The organism is Nocardia sp. CNS-044, assembly GCF_059570515.1.
Window position 1 is genome coordinate 208,030 of the sequence record NZ_JCANSX010000008.1, and the last position, 15,184, is coordinate 223,213.

The 15,184-nt window shown below is 66.6% G+C and carries 10 protein-coding genes, 1 tRNA gene and 1 pseudogene; 2 read left to right on the plus strand and 10 right to left on the minus strand.

The genetic code is table 11. From position 1 onward, the window contains the following. Window positions 1–4: 4 nt before the first annotated feature. Window positions 5–1,678, minus strand: coding sequence for a urocanate hydratase (gene hutU, locus T333_RS20135; protein ID WP_357255187.1), 1,674 nt, complete (start codon window positions 1,676–1,678; stop codon window positions 5–7). Window positions 1,679–2,105: 427 nt separating this feature from the next. On the opposite strand from hutU, the gene hutC reads away from it, so the two are divergent. Continuing rightward, entirely contained in the window at window positions 2,106–2,876 is a 771-nt protein-coding gene (gene hutC / locus T333_RS20140; RefSeq protein ID WP_355003258.1) for a histidine utilization transcriptional repressor HutC, read from the plus strand. Between the two features lie 58 nt (window positions 2,877–2,934). Here the strand turns inward: hutC and T333_RS20145 are convergent, their stop codons facing one another. Both T333_RS20145 and proY read right to left on the minus strand, forming a co-directional pair. Then, entirely contained in the window at window positions 2,935–3,330 is a 396-nt protein-coding gene (locus T333_RS20145) for a hypothetical protein (RefSeq protein WP_357255182.1), read from the minus strand. A gap of 164 nt (window positions 3,331–3,494) precedes the next feature. Continuing rightward, window positions 3,495–3,885: pseudogene (gene proY, locus T333_RS20150) on the minus strand (proline-specific permease ProY); the annotation flags it as partial. 393 nt (window positions 3,886–4,278) lie between these two features. On the opposite strand from proY, the gene T333_RS20155 reads away from it, so the two are divergent. Next, window positions 4,279–4,352, plus strand: a tRNA-Pro gene (locus T333_RS20155). 86 nt (window positions 4,353–4,438) lie between these two features. On the opposite strand, the gene T333_RS20160 is transcribed toward T333_RS20155, so the two are convergent. From T333_RS20160 to T333_RS20190, 7 genes are all read right to left on the minus strand, one after another. Then, the gene (locus T333_RS20160; RefSeq protein WP_496425449.1) at window positions 4,439–5,707 is read right to left on the minus strand and encodes a hypothetical protein; all 1,269 of its coding nucleotides are present in this window, start codon (window positions 5,705–5,707) and stop codon (window positions 4,439–4,441) included. Between the two features lie 213 nt (window positions 5,708–5,920). Beyond that, a complete protein-coding gene (locus T333_RS20165; RefSeq protein WP_496425450.1) occupies window positions 5,921–6,121 on the minus strand; it encodes a helix-turn-helix domain-containing protein in 201 nt (66 codons plus the stop codon). A 2,002-nt stretch (window positions 6,122–8,123) separates the two neighbouring features. Continuing rightward, window positions 8,124–8,960: an ABC transporter ATP-binding protein gene (locus T333_RS20170; RefSeq protein WP_496425451.1), complete on the minus strand. Its 837-nt coding sequence runs from the start codon at window positions 8,958–8,960 to the stop codon at window positions 8,124–8,126. Beyond that, the gene (locus T333_RS20175; RefSeq protein ID WP_496425452.1) at window positions 8,957–10,741 is read right to left on the minus strand and encodes a dipeptide/oligopeptide/nickel ABC transporter permease/ATP-binding protein; all 1,785 of its coding nucleotides are present in this window, start codon (window positions 10,739–10,741) and stop codon (window positions 8,957–8,959) included. Before T333_RS20175 ends, T333_RS20170 begins: the two co-directional genes overlap by 4 nt. Beyond that, window positions 10,738–11,679, minus strand: a complete 942-nt coding sequence (locus tag T333_RS20180) for an ABC transporter permease (protein WP_496425453.1) — start codon at window positions 11,677–11,679, stop codon at window positions 10,738–10,740. Before T333_RS20180 ends, T333_RS20175 begins: the two co-directional genes overlap by 4 nt. Window positions 11,680–11,683: 4 nt before the next feature. After that, complete coding sequence (locus T333_RS20185; RefSeq protein ID WP_496425454.1) at window positions 11,684–13,183, minus strand: ABC transporter substrate-binding protein; 1,500 nt, start codon at window positions 13,181–13,183, stop codon at window positions 11,684–11,686. A gap of 160 nt (window positions 13,184–13,343) precedes the next feature. Further along, window positions 13,344–14,906 (minus strand): sulfatase family protein, encoded by a 1,563-nt coding sequence (locus T333_RS20190; protein WP_496425455.1) that lies wholly within the window; start codon window positions 14,904–14,906, stop codon window positions 13,344–13,346. Window positions 14,907–15,184: the final 278 nt, after the last annotated feature.

Sequence of the window (15,184 nt, forward strand, 5' to 3'; positions counted from 1 at the left end):
GCTGTCAAGAGTTCATCGGAATGCGCACGCCGCGCTCGCGGGCCACCTCGGCGGCATGGTCGTAGCCGGCGTCGACATGCCGGATGACGCCCATGCCCGGGTCGTTGGTGAGTACGCGCTCCAGCTTCTGGGCGGCCAGTTCGGTGCCGTCGGCGATGCACACCTGCCCGGCGTGGATGGAGCGGCCCATGCCGACGCCGCCACCGTGGTGGATCGACACCCACGAGGCGCCGGAGGCGGTGTTGACCAGGGCATTGAGCAGCGGCCAGTCGGCAATGGCGTCGGAGCCGTCGGCCATCGCCTCGGTTTCCCGATACGGCGAGGCCACCGAGCCGGAATCGAGGTGATCGCGGCCGATGGCGATGGGCGCGGAGAGCTCGCCCGAGGCGACCATCTCGTTGAACTTCAGCCCGGCACGGTGTCGTTCGCCGTAACCGAGCCAGCAGATCCGCGCGGGCAGACCCTCGAACTTCACCTTCTCGCCTGCCAGCTCGATCCACCGCCGGAGGTGCTCGTTCTCCGGGAACAGCTCCAGGATCGCCCGGTCGGTGGCGGCGATGTCTTTCGGGTCGCCGGACAGCGCGGCCCAGCGGAACGGGCCGAGCCCCTCCTCGAACAGCGGCCGGATGTAGGCCGGGACGAATCCGGGGAACTCGAAAGCGCGGTCGTAGCCGCCCTTTCGGGCCTCGTCGCGGATGGAGTTGCCGTAGTCGAAGACCTCCGCGCCCTTGTCCATGAAGCCGACCATGGCTTCGACGTGCTTGGCCATCGATGCCTGCGACTCCGTGGTGAACCAGGCCGGATCCTTGTCGGCGAGGGTGTGCCAGTCCTCGAGCGCGACGCCGATCGGCAGGTAGGACAGCGGGTCGTGTGCCGAGGTCTGATCGGTGACGATGTCGATCGGCGCTGCCATGGCCAGCAGCTGTGGGAAGACCTCGGCGGCATTGCCGAGCACGCCGATGGACAGCGGCCTGCGCTCGTCGCGGGCGCGGATCGCCAGGTCGAGCGCCTCCTGCACCGTCTCGGCCTTGGTGTCGAGATAACCGTGATCGATGCGGCGGTCGATGCGCGCCGGGTCGCATTCCACGCAGATCGCCACGCCCTCGTTCATCGTCACCGCCAGCGGCTGGGCGCCGCCCATGCCGCCGAGGCCCGCGGTGAGCGTGATGGTGCCCGCCAGGGATCCGCCGAATCGCTTGCGCGCCACCGCGCCGAAGGTTTCGTAGGTTCCCTGCAGGATGCCCTGGCTACCGATGTAGATCCAGGAACCGGCGGTCATCTGGCCGTACATGATCAGGCCGAGCTGCTCCAGCTTGCGGAACTCTTCCCAGTTGGCCCAATCGCCGACGAGGTTGGAGTTCGCCAGCAGAACGCGGGGCGCCCACTCGTGGGTGCGGAAGACGCCGACCGGCTTGCCCGACTGGACCAGCAGCGTCTCATCGGATTTCAGGGTCTGCAAAGTGCGCACGATCGCGTCGAACGCGGCCCAGCTGCGCGCGGCCCGGCCGGTGCCGCCGTAGACGAGGAGATCGTCGGGGCGTTCGGCGACTTCGGGGTCGAGGTTGTTCATCAGCATCCGCAGCGCGCCTTCTTGCTGCCAGCCGAGGGTGCTCAGTTCGGTGCCGCGGTCCGCGGAGACGGGACGTGGGCCGGGTTCGGGCGTGGATGCGTCGGTCATGTTCTCTCCTCTGGCGGGTGTGCGCGGGGTCACTCGATGGGTGTATAGTCCTGTATATACAACCGGCTGTCAAGCGTGCTCCGAGGTTCTCCATCTGCTCGCGCCACTACGCATCGGCCATTACGGAAAGCTATGAGCGACATGTCGATCCGAACAGCGCGCGGCGCGAGCGTCCCGCGTCGGACGCGGTCGAGCTGCGCCGAGTGGTCGAAGCGAACGCAGTGTCGCTGGCGTGGGGGCGGGTGTTCGGCGACGTCGAGTGCGGTGCCGACCGCGGCGTGGCCCGACCGGTCCGTCCGCGACGTATCCTCGGGGCGATATCGGAATCGGGCGACCGAGACTCGGCGGCGCTGTCGGTCGTCGCCCGGCGGCTACGGGTGTCGGCGCGGAGCGTGTCGGTGCGAAGCCCCGTGAGGCAAGGGAACGGATGTCGGTGGTGGCGATCGAAATAGTCGACGCGGACCTGGCCGCGCTCTACGACGGACTCGGTACCGAGTTCGCCGCGTACGAGCGCGTCAAGCAGCTGATCGCTTCGCAGATCAAGGGCGGCCGGTGGCGGCCGGGCGATCAGATCCCCTCCGAGAACCAACTCGTCAACGCGTTGGGCCTGTCCCGGATGACCATCAACCGGGCTCTGCGCGACCTCACCGCCGACGGCGTGCTGAACCGGGTGATGGGCGTCGGCACCTTCGTGGCGCAGGCCAAAACGGCCTCACCGCTGTTCGAGGTGAAGAACATCGCCGACGAGATCCAGCAGCGCGGGCATCGGCACCGCACCGAGGTGGTGTTCGTCCGGGCCGAAGACGTCGAGATGGGTCACCCGGTGCTGGGTAACGCACTGGGCGGCAAGGTGTTCCATTCGCTGATCGTGCATTTCGAGGACGACGTGCCGATTCAGGTGGAGGACCGCTACGTCAACCCGGCCGAGGCGCCGGAGTATCTCCAGCAGGATTTCACCACGCTGACCCCGAACACCTATCTCAGCAAGGTGGCCCCGCTGGAGCGTGGTGAGCACGTCGTCGAGGCGGTCCTGGCCAGCGCCGAGGAATGCAGATTGCTCGGTATACCACGCTCGGAACCGTGCCTGTTGATCCGGCGGCGTACCTGGTCGTCGACCGGCCTGGTCAGCGCGGCCCGACTGATCCACCCGGGTTCGCGGAACCGGCTCGAGGGTAGTTTCGGCAGCTCTCCGATCTGACGCACCCGCGCGACGGCAGGAGTGTCGCCGTACCTCGGCCTGATTCCGGAACTGGCGGCTACGTCCGAGCTCGAATTCCCATCCATCCCAATGGCAATTGAAGACGCCGTGCTCGAATCTCCTCCACCATTTCCGCGTAGCCCTCTCGGGCTTCGCTCAGGTGACACCATGCCTCGTGGCGCGTTTCGCCATCCGCCGAATGCAGCACTGTCCACCACGTCTCCGCATACAACTTGGCAATGTGGCTCAACACCTCGCCCAGCGAATGCGTGTGCTTGCGTGCGCCTTTCGTACGTGGAAGGTTGCGCGCCGCCCACGAATCGATCTCGCGCACGACTCGGTCGATCCTTAAGCGAAGCCGCTCACGAGCAACCGCTTTGTACTGCGGCATCGGGGCGATTTGTGCGGGTATCAGTTCGGCATGCATATCGCCGAGCTCTCGTACCCATTCCACGAGAGGCAGGCTGCCGGTACGGCATCCGGAGATGGCCTGAAGTAGATGCGCGGGTTCCAACAACGGGACTGTCCTGATTCGGTCCATTGTGGGTGTCGATCCGTTCGAATACATCACTTTCTGCCTGTAACTGAGAGACGAGTTGTTCGATCCGCCTTCGGATTTCATTCGGACTTGGCGTGGCGCACACGGCAAGCGAGGTACCCCGCCCCGACGGCCACCGCCCAGACGCGTGACCGCGACGGCGGTGCGCCCGCTGCCGGTGAACAACAGCAGAACGACGACGAGAACGAGGAGTCCGAGTGCGAACCAGGTGGTCACCGGCGCGGCGGGCAGCCGGTAGTCGCTGGCGGGCAGTGCACCGGCCCTGACGCGGGCGCGGTAGATCATGTGGCAGACGAGAATGATTCCCCAGACGAAGATGATGCCGACGGTGGAGACCGAGGTGATGTAGGCGAACGCCCTGTCGGGGGAGATGGCGTTGACGATTACGCCCAGAACCATGACACCGGCGGAAAGGCAGATTCCGGCGAAGGGCACCGAGTAGGAGTTGAGCGGTAGTGCCGCTCGGTGTTCGGAGGTGTTGGATCCAGCCCAGTGCTGGGTCTGAGCGCCTGCGGATCGACGAGGACGCTGCATCGGGTGCCGAGCTGCCCTGGCTCATCGCCCCTGTCCGCCATGCTTGGAGGGTCTCGGGCACCACTACGACCTGTCGCGTCGTCTCCGCACTCGGAGGGCCCTGGCTCGGTTGTCTCCGCATGCTCGCGCAATACGATTGGCGGGAAGACGTCGATGAGATACGGAAGGTTTCACAGCGGCTCGGATCGCGGCTACGCTCCACGGTGCGACCGACCGCCCGCGGCCCGGAGCCACCCCGTTTGACCAGCGGATTAGCTCTCCAGACATACACTGTTGTAATCTCTTCAAGCGCCCCAAGCGGGCGCACCACGGGCTGTGGCGCAGTTTGGTAGCGCACTTGACTGGGGGTCAAGTGGTCGCAGGTTCAAATCCTGTCAGCCCGACAACCAAAACCCCTTCCGACCTGGTCGGAAGGGGTTTTCTCGTCTCGGCGACACGCCGCCGCATTCGAACCGAGCCAGTCAAAATCTCATACTTTCGGGCTCTGGCTGCCCTGTGCCCAGGCCTCGGGCACGTCCCGGTTGTCGGGCACGGTCTCGGGGAGGTCGATGTAGTGCTTCTTGGCGACCGCCTCGGTGTTGCCCAGCTGGCGCGCCGCCCGTTCCGGGTCGTCGTAGGCGTGATCGACCGCGGTCGCCACGCCCTTGCGGAAGGTTCGCGGGGTCACCCAGTCGAAGTTCTCCCCGCGCGCCGCCCGCCAGGTGCGCCCGAAGTTGTTCGGGTTGCGCACCGAGCCGTTGCGTGCCGGGAACAACAGCCCCATCGGGTTGGGGCGCGCGGTGACCTCGAGGTCCTTGATCGCCTCGCGGGTGGCTTGCACGGTGTGCTCGGGCAGCAGGATGCGCCGCCACCCGTTGTCGGTCTTCGGGGCGGGTTTGCGCACCCATCCGCCCGCTCCGGCGCCCTTGACTTCGACCAGGGTGCCGGTGACATCGAGGTAGGGATCGCTGGCGTCGAGATCGATGTCGTCGAGCAGCAGCGCGAACACCTCGTGCGGACGCATCCCGGTCCCGGTGATCACATCGACCACCCACACCACCGTCCAATCCCGCGCCGGCCCACTGGTGTAGGCGGGCGTGCCGGGGATGGCTTCCCCGCGCGCCCACGCGCGCACCTGCGCCCGGAACGCCGGCAACGCGTTCTGGTCTTCGACCTTGCCCCGCGCGGGATTGCGGCGCCGGACGAACTGTCCCACGCCGTCGACGGGGTTGGTTTCCACCGCGCCGTGACGGACCGCGATCTGCATCATCGCCCGCAGAATGATCTTGTGCTGTTTGGCCTTTCGCCGAAGACCCAGAGCGACAAGGCGTTTGAGGTGACGATCGAGCTCACCAGAGGTGGCTTGCCAGACCTGCAGGTTGCCGACCGAATTCTCGATCTTGATCGTCTTCGGGTTGGCACGCCGATCGGTCGAGACGAAGATCTCGCGGCGGTAGTCCTCGACGTTGCCCTCGCTGTAGGCGTCGTCGTTCTCCAACTCCACCAACAGCTCGGTGGCCAGGTCGATCAACTTGGTGGTGCGGGTGATTCGCCCGTAGCCGAGCTGCTCACGGTGATCGCGCATCGCCTCGGCCAGGCGATTGCGTGCCTCGTCCGCACTGGCGCCGACCCGCTCGAGCTGGGTACGTCCTGCGGCCCCGTAGTAGTACACCGTCGTGCGCCAGCGTCCGTTCTTCTGCTTCTTCGGCCGGGTGGGCACCCCGAAGGTGCCCACCGGCTTCGGTAGCCGTCCTCCCACGTGCCTCCCTTCCGATTCATCTCGATTGCCGCCAATTCGCCCAACCTGATATCCGCCCGGTGTGGCGTCGTTTGGTCTCGATGGCCAAGGAGCCGTTGTGTCGTTGCGCCGGGTGAGCGTGCAGCGAGCGCCCGGCTGGACACAAGTGCCAGAATGTTGCTAGAAAGTTGCTAGTGATGGGTTGCCGCAGCTACGGATTCCAGCGTTAGGCGGTCACAAACCGCTGCGCCCGCCGCCTCCGCGCTCCACCTGTGCTTGCTCCCAGGCGAGCAAGTCGCTGAGCCGGTAGCGGCGGTACCTGCCCATCCGCGCAAAGCGTGGGCCGCGACCACCCGCGGCCCACGCCGCCAGCGTCTTCACCGGAATCTGCAGGCGGCGCGCAACCTCGTTCGTACTCAGCCAGATCTCGTCCAACCCGCTGGTATCGACACCTGAGGTGGGCTCGGTCGGTGCGAAACCGCCCGAGGATGGCAATGGTTTCGATGTCGCCTTACCACCCATGGGAGAACGCTTCGATCGAAAGTCCTGGGAGGCTATAGATCCGGCGGCTGTGCACCTCAGCGATGATCGAAATGGGATTGCGCCTCGACGGCATACGAAGCGGGCGAGACAGTGCCGCGACGGCGTTTCGATTGGGGATGCCTGACACAGCGGTTAGCGTCCCGTCGCGCGGGCTGTCCTGCAGGTGCCCTGCTCGTGCTCTGCTGTGTGAAACCTTAGCTCTGCCGGGCGCTTTCGCGTGCAGCACAGGATAGTAGATTGGTTTCGAACTCGAATTCGGCATGACGAACTCCTCGCAGGCCCGTCTGCCTGATTCCCATCCGCGAGCCTACCAGTACACGCGGGCCATCCAGCTCTCCTCGTAGCCGGCTCGGCGTCAACGCATTGCCCGGCCTCAGCGCGGAAGCGCCATGCCACAAAGACCTGGAACAAGAAAGATCGACACGTGGGAACGCGCCTTCGGCCGTAGCCGATTCGTGTCGGACGGGGGATCGGACCTGGAGACGCAGGCTCTGGCCGGTGCTTGGATCGGCAGTAATGGCCCAGTGAGAGGCTAGCGCCGGTCATTCTGTGGCGGGATCGGGTTGCGACGGCGTCTGGTGCGGCGCCGGGCCGATCGATCGATGGTTGGCGCAGTTCGGGCTCGCTGGGGAAGCTGTGTGGCCGGTTGAGCCGTGACTTCGATGGCCGCGGCGATGTCGCTCGCGGTGAGGAACCACGTTCGTCCCGCCTTGTGGCCAGGCAGGCGCCCTGCCTTCAGCTGTTCGGTATACCAGCGCACTGATTTCCGTAGCGCGGCCGCGCCTTCGGCAACGGAATATGTCTTCTCGTATGGCTTTTGGTGCGACGGTTCATCGGGCACCGCTGGGGTTGCCTCAGATGTATCGGTCACTGTCGGCTCCGGTGGTAGGCGAAGAGCTACGTGAGATGCTGATCTATCCCAACGGCGGTGGGGTCGTCATCGACATTGCGGTCGCCCGCGGAACCCTAGGAGTCGCGCGGTCGATGCGAGTCGGCGGTCTGCTAGTTCATACCTCACTCCGCGAGGAGATACTCCTTCCGGGGCCATGGTCTCACCGAGGTCTCGGTGTCCGCCGGGGCGGACATCCATCGTGATGGAGTGGTCGGTCCCGAGCAGCACCACGCGTCGCTTGATCCGATGATGCTGGGTTGATGACTGCTCCCGGGTGTAGCGAGTGGTCACCACCCATCCCCAATGAGTCGGCCTGTATGCCGTCTGTCCGGCTGCCGTCGTTCACTTCTACGTTCGCCCAAGCCGCAGTCGGCACCCTGCCGCAGCGCCGGTGTCAACGAGCTGTTGCGATAACCTCCAGCGCGTAGCGGGGTGGTGACGCCGTCATCACTTCGTAGGCCGGATTCTGTCGTCAAATGCAACGACGTGTCGTGAACGGCCGAAGAACAGCGGTGCCGAGGCGACCGGAGGCTGCTGACCAGGATCTTTCCTGTAGAGGGGGTCGGGGGTTCGAGTCCCCTCGAGCACCTATCAGGTTCGGTTGCGGAGTCTTCGCCAGCAGATGAGGGCGGCGGCGAGGTCGAGAGTCCTTGGTGGATGTCGGTGCGTTCCCAGCGGGTGGCGAGGTGGCGGTACTGGTGCAGCAGGGCCAGGGATTGTTCGACGATCCATCTGGGCTCGGACCGGTCGCGGCGCCCCTTTTTTCGCCCGCACGTGCGAGGCGTCGGCGATGACCCGGTCGAAATCGATCAACCCGGCGCTGTTGGCGTGGGCGATCATCGGTTGGCAGCACGGCGTTCGCACGACGTGGTCGGCTTCGGTACTCGGAATTGCGCGAAGGCTGTCGGCGGAATGTGCATGTCTACTCCTGTGGGGCATGCCCCCCGACCGGGTGCCATCTGCTCATGGTTTCTGCGTTCCGATAGTCGCCGAAATCGGTGCCTATGCCGGATCACGCGTTGCGGCCCCCAGCGATTGTCGCCGGGCTCGACGTACCTGTTGCCGCTCGGGATCGGCGACAAGCGTTGATAGCAGGAGTTTCTGGGTGAATCGGTCTACAGGGGCGGTGGTGACCTGGGCGCAGGAGCCGAACTCCACGATGCGGCCGTGTTTCATCACCGCGACGCGGTGGCTGATGTGGCGTACGACGGCTATGTCGTGGGTGACGAACAGGTAGGCGACTCCGGTCTGTTGCTGAATGTCGATGAGCAGGGACAGGATTCGCTCTCGAGTGGACAGGTCCAGTGCGGACACGGCTTCGTCGCAGACGATCAGTTCGGGGGACAGTGCCAGTGCCCGCGCGATGGCGACGCGCTGGCGTTGCCCGCCGGAGAACTCACGTGCGTAGCGGTCTGCCGCGTTGCTGGGCAGCCCGACCTGGTCGAGCAGGGTCGTGACGCGGACGCGAGCTTCGGGGCGGGGCATTCCGGCAGCCCGCAGCGGCTCGGTGAGGATGTCGGCCACGCTCATCATCGGATTGAGCGAACTGTAGGGGTCCTGGAACACCACCTGGATGCGCGCGGCCAGGGGCCGCCGCTGGGCGCGGCTCCAGCTCTGGATCTCGGTGCCGTCGAAGCGGACAACCCCTGCGGTCACCGGGGCAAGCCCCAGCACGGCGCGGCCGAGAGTCGTTTTCCCCGAGCCGGATTCGCCGACCAGGCCGACGGTCTCGCCGTGCCGGATGTCGAGGTTCACACGGTCCACCGCGGTGAAGGGTGCGGCGCGCCGTCCCCGTCGGCGGAATCGGACGACCAGATCGTTGATTTCGAGCAGGCTCATGCGCGGGCATCGGCTTTCGGGTCGGCGGTGGGGGAGTAGTCGGGGCGGACGCGGTCCTCGTCCGGGACCGCGGCGAGGAGCCGGCGCGAGTACTCGTGCGCCGGACTGTCGAAGAACGCACGCACCGAAGCATTTTCGATGATCTCACCGTCGCGCATGACCGCGACGTCGTCGCATAGGTCGGCCACCACCCCGAGATCGTGGGTTACCAACAGAATCGACATGCCCAGCTCCTGCTGCAGATCGCGCAACAGGTCGAGGATTTCGCTCTGCACCGTGACATCGAGTGCGGTGGTCGGCTCGTCCGCGATGAGAATGCGCGGTTCGGTGGACACCGCGCCGGCAATGAGCACTCGCTGGGCCATGCCGCCGGAGATCTCGTGCGGATAGGAGCGCATGACCCGATCCGGGTCCGGCAAACCCATGCGGTTCAGCAGACCGGCAGCACGCTCCCGGGCCGCAGCCCGGGACATGCCGCGGGCGCGCAGAGGTTCGGTCAGCTGGAAGCCGATTGTGAAGGCCGGATCGAGATTGGTCATCGGTTCCTGTGGCACATAGGCGATGGAGGCGCGCACCCGGCGTTCGCGGTCGGCCGCTGGCAGGGTGCGCAGGTCGACTCCGTCCAGCCAGATCTGTCCGGACGTGAGCCGAGCCTGTCCGGGCAGGAGATCGAGCAATGCGAACGCGGTCTGCGTTTTGCCCGAACCGGACTCGCCCACCAGCCCGAGTGTGCGTCCGGCACGGACGGTGAGTGTCGCACCGCGCACCACCTCGACCGGCTCGCCCGTGGTGCCGGGGTAGGCGATGCGCAGATCGCGTACGCACAGCGCCTCATCCGGTCCGGGTGGAATCGAGTCGACCGGCGCCGAGGCTGCGGCGACCGGTGCGGATGCGCGCGCTGGTCGGGCGGGCGCCTGCACGGTCTGCAGCGCATCACGAATTCCGTTGCCCAGCAGGAACAATGCCAGCACCGTCAGCGACACTGCCAGTCCGGGCCAAGCGAACAGCACCGGATTGTGATGGATCGCGTTGAACCCCTCGCTCAGCATCCCGCCCCAGGTGATCACGTCCCGGCTGCCCAAGCCGATGAAATCCAGCCCGGTCTGCACTGTGATCGCGATACCGGACAGCGCCGTGAGCATGAGCAGCAGCGGTGCGCGCACCACACCGAAAACATGCCGGGCGATGATGCGGGAATCAGGCAGCCCGGACACCCGGGCGGCGTCGAGGTAGAGCTCCGATCGGATGGCGTGTACCTGCGCGCGGATCAACCGGAACACTCCCGGCATCATCATCACGCCCAGCGCGCTCATGGTGATCCACATCGAATTGCCCAGTCCCGCAATGATCGCCATCAGCACCATGAGCGCGGGCAGTGACAGGATGAGACTGGACACCCAGTCGAGGGCGAGATCGACCCGGCCGCTGTAATAGCCCGCGATCAGGCCGGCGGGAACGCCCAGCGTGATCGCGACGCCCAGCGCGATGGTCGCGCTGACCAGCGTCGACTCGGTGGCGACCACCAGCCGGACGAGTACATCGCGGCCGCCGCTGTCGGTGCCGAGCAGATGGCCCGCGCTGCCCGGCGGTGCGTTCAGATTGTTCAGATCCGCGTCCGTGGCAGCGGTCGGGGCGACCCAGCCGATGACGATGGCGGCGACGAACATGCACAGGATGGCGGTCAGCAGCACCGATCCGGTGAGTGCCAGCGGATTGGCGTAGAGCATGCGCAGGCGGGACGGCCGCACGGCCGGCCCCGCGGGCGGTAGTGGTTCGGTCATGCGGTGCGCGCCTTCGGGATCAGCCACAGTTGGGCGAGGTCGGTGAGGAGATTGACGGCGACGACCAGGCCGGCAGTGAGCACCACCAGACCCATCAGGACCGGGCGGTCCCCCGCGATGGTGGAGTTCACCGCGAGCGTGCCCAGCCCCGGCATGGCGAAGACCTTTTCGACCATGAACGAACCGCCGAGCATCGCGACGCTGCCCAGCGACAACGCCGTCAGCCACGGCGGCGCGGCGTTGCGCACCGCGTGCCGCCACAGCACCGAGCGGGTGGAGATGCCGCGCGAGCGCAAGGTGCGGACATAGTCCGCGTCGAGCACATCCAGCAGCGCGCCGCGTCCCTGCAGCAGCGCCCCGGCCATCCCCGAGAGAGCCACCGCAGTGACCGGCAGCACCATGCCCCAGAGCCAGCGGCTCGGTGAGGTGCTCAGCGGGACGTACCCGAGCACCGGGAAAATCTGCCATCGCACCGCGAACAGCGTCAGCAACAGCAGGGCGAGCAGATAGCCCGGCACGGCGTGACCGGTCAGCGAGATCAACTGGATGACCCGGTCGACCCGGCCGCGCCCGGTCGCCGCGAGCACGGCCAGCACCAGGCTCAGCCCGGCCACCGCCAGCACACTCAACCCCACCAGCGACATGCTCACCGGCAGATGGGTCACCAGCTCCCGCCCGACCGGCTGATTGTTCACATAGGACCGGCCGAGGTCGCCCCGCAGTAGATCGCCCACCCAGTCCGCGTACTGCACCAGCAGCGGACGATCAACGCCGAGAGCGTGATTCATCGCCGCGACCGATTCCTCGTCGGCTTGCGGACCGAGCCTAGTGCGCCCGGGATCGGAACCGCCGACCCCGGTCAGAAAGAACGACAGGGTGGTCACTCCCACCAGCAGCAGTAACGCGGACACCGTCCGCTTGAACAACAGCTTCGGCATGCGGTCAGCGCTCCGCTCGCTGAAAACGAATCAGATCCGGAATGCCCTGGCTCTGCTGTTCGACCCGCACCCCCGGGACCGAGGCCCACACCGCCTCCGAGGCGAATATCGGTGCGAACCAGGCATTCTCGACCAACCAGCGGTTGATCCGCTGAAACGCGGCATCCTGTTCCGGGCCGGGCACGGCGTGCTGCGCGGCGGAGAGCAGTCCGGTGAGTGCGGGATCGGCGACGCGGAAGGGATTCCACGCGGCGGCGGGCAGCACCGACAGCTGCACATCTTCCCAGGGCGTCTTGGTGCCCAGCGACATGAAGAACATCGGGAACCGGCCGGACATCATCGAGGACATCAGCTGGGTCGGCGGCACCTTCTCCCAGGTGATGCGGATGCCGATGGTGCCGAGCTGCATGTCGAGCGCGGTATTGAGGGCCGGGCTGCCGGTGTAGGACGACATGTCCGGCATGGTGACCGCGAATCCGTCGGGATAGCCCGCGCGGCTCATCAGGTCTTTGGCCTTGGCGATGTCGCGCGGGTATACGGTGTCGAGCGTCTCATCGTAGGCGCCGGTGCCGCGCGCGAAGATCTGGCTGGTGGTCGGCGGGTTACCCGGTGCGAGCCGGTGGAACAGCTCCCGGTCGACGACCATGTTGATGGCCTGGCGCACGTCCACCCGGCTCAGCGCTGGCTGCAGTGTACCGGCCCGATCGGCGAGGACCAGGCCGTTCCACGAATTGGGCAGCTGCATGGTCGCCAGGCCCGCGGCCTGCAGTTCCTTCGCCTCGATCGTCGCCGTCGACGCCGCGTCGAGCCGCCCGGTGGTGAGTCCGTTGCGAATGGTGTTGGGGTCGGTCAGCGAGACCACCTCGAGCCGGTCGAACGGATAGGCCGAGCTGTCGGGGAAATCGGCGTTGCGATGGAAGACCGTTGTGCCCGGCTGGGTTTCGCCGGAATCGAAGACGTAGGGGCCGGATCCGACCGGGTTCTGCTCGACGCCGCCGGCGGTCAGCGCGGTCGGTGAGACCATCGCGCCGAGCGCCGAGGCCAGATTGGACAACAGCGCCGGGTCCGGCGCGGACAGCCGCAGGATGAGCTGGTTCGGCCCCACCGCTTCGATGTCGGTGATGGCCTGGGCCATCGCGCTGTGGGGTCCCGGCGTCGACCGGAAGCGGTCCAGATTGGTTTTCGCGGCTGCGGCGTCGAAAGCCGTTCCGTCGCTGAACTTCACGTTCTCGCGCAGGTCCAGGGTGAGGGTGGTATAGGCCGGGTCGTAGCGGAAGGCAGTCGCCAGACCGGGGATGGGTTGGCGGTTCGCGTCCAGGCGGAGCAGGGTGTCATATACGGCCTGCCAGTACGGTTTTCCCGGCCCGGTATCGATATTGACCGGATCGAAACTGCCCAACGGCACGGCGGCGGCCAGGCTCAGGGTGTCCTCGGGGCCGACCGTTCCGGTGGACTGTCCACATCCGGTGAGCGCGGCCACGGCTATCGCCGCCGCGCTTGCCATCGTGAGAATTCGTGAGCTACGCAAGGATCGTTCTCCTGGTGTTCGGTGCCCGCCTGTGGGGGAATTGCCACGACGGACGGGGGTTGCCACGCGCGGGCGGCCGGTGCTGGGTGAGGAGGCAGGGGTGGGTCGGATCGGGTCGACGCGAGAGCTCGGCGGGTCAGCGCCGAAGCTGTCCGGCTGCGGCCAACTCGCTCCAGCGGCGAACCAGCTCGGCGGTGCGCGGGCGATCGGGCGCATGCCAGGAGACCGTAATGGTGTGGCTGGACAGACGCTGTTCGAGATCCTCGGCGAGATGGGACCGCCCAGTCTCGCGCAGGTGCTGAGCGTAGGTCGCCGGATCGTTGTAGTAGGTCGGCCCGGTGTGCAGGGTCGTCAGCATAGGGTCGGGCAGTGCGCCCGGATGCCCGGCATAGGTGTTCCACCACTCGGCCAGACGGGAGCGCATGTCGGCGACCAGATCGGGCCGGGCGTCGAACAGGTCGCGGGTCAGATGCGGGTCGGCGGTGACATCGAACAGCTGCTCCCACTCGGCGCGGAAACAACCGGGATGGTAGGTGCGGATGTAGAGGTGGTCGCGGGTGCGGACCGCGCGCTGATAGGTGTGCGCGCCATGGCTCAGCACCAAGTGCTCGCGGGAGTCGATCGAGTCACCGCGTATCGCGCCCGCGAACGACTCTCCTTGCCACCCGGCCGGCGTCGCGAGGCCGAGCAGATCACAGAGGGTCGGCGCGTAGTCGATGTTGTAGAGCAGCGCGTCATTGCGCCGGGCGGCGTCGTCGAGCGCCTCGGTCACGCCGGGCCAGAAGATCACCAGAGGCAGGCGGTGTGTGGGCTCGTTGGCCAGACCGTGCTCGGCGTAGGAACCGTTCTCACCGAAGGATTCTCCGTGGTCGGCGCTGACGATGACAGCGGTGTCGCCGTCGATGCCGAGCTCCTCCAGCGTCGCCATCAGCCGCCCGAAGTGATGGTCCCAGTAAGCGATCGCCCCGTCGAACCCGTTGATCAGGTGCTCGAAATCCGCCCGCGAGGTGATGGCGTCGGGCATGTGCCGTGGCACGGGGGACGGCCGGTTTCCCTGGGCGGTGTAGTGGAGGTCGAGGGCGCTGCGCGGTCCGTAGATCTCGGCGTGGGCGGCGATGGTCTCGGCGTCCGGCCAGGCCGGGGCCGGACCCGACGCGGCCATGCGCTCGGTCCATTCCGGAGGGTGGGTGTAGTCGGTGTGCGGGTCCCAATAGGTCAGGTGCAGATACCAGTTGTCCTGGTCGGCGTGGCGGCGAATCCAGTCGATGGCGGCGCGGTTGACGTCCGCGGCGTCCTCGTCTCCCCAATTCGCGGTGGCGCGAATCGATTCCCGGAAATTCCCGTGGAAGTAGTACGCGCGATGGCGCTCGGCGAATACCGAGATCGCCGCGGTGTGGTAGCCGCCGAATTGCAGTACCTGGCCGAGTAGCGGGCGATCGGGCTCTGGTCCATGGCCCGCGTCGAGCCGGAACCGTGCGGCCGGACCGAAGTGCCCGATGACTCCGTTGGAGATGCCGAACTGACCGCTGGTCAGTGCCGTGCGGGAGGGCATGCACGGCGAGTCCGAACAGTAGTAGCGATCGAACACCACCGATTTCTCAGCGAGTCGCTGCAGGTTGGGGGTGGTGGGGCGGTCGTAGCCATAGGGCGTGGTGTGGTCGGCGCGCAGGGTGTCGACGTCGACGTAGATGATGCGCATGGGGTGAAGGTCTCCTGGGGGACAGCAGCGCCGCTGCCGGGTGACCGGCTGTTGGCCGGTGCTACTCCCCGAACGATACTATTCTACAAGTGGAATGCAACCGGGTGATTTTTGAGGGGACATCTGGCATGCTTACGGAGCGATAAGTAGGTTACTGGCTCGATGCCGATTCGCACCGGCGAATCGCTTGTCGTCCTCCGCTGTGACCGCTCGGCGCACGTCCCCCGTCCCTCCGGGAGAAACCACTCCCGGCCCGAAAGGCACTCTCTCCGTTGAAA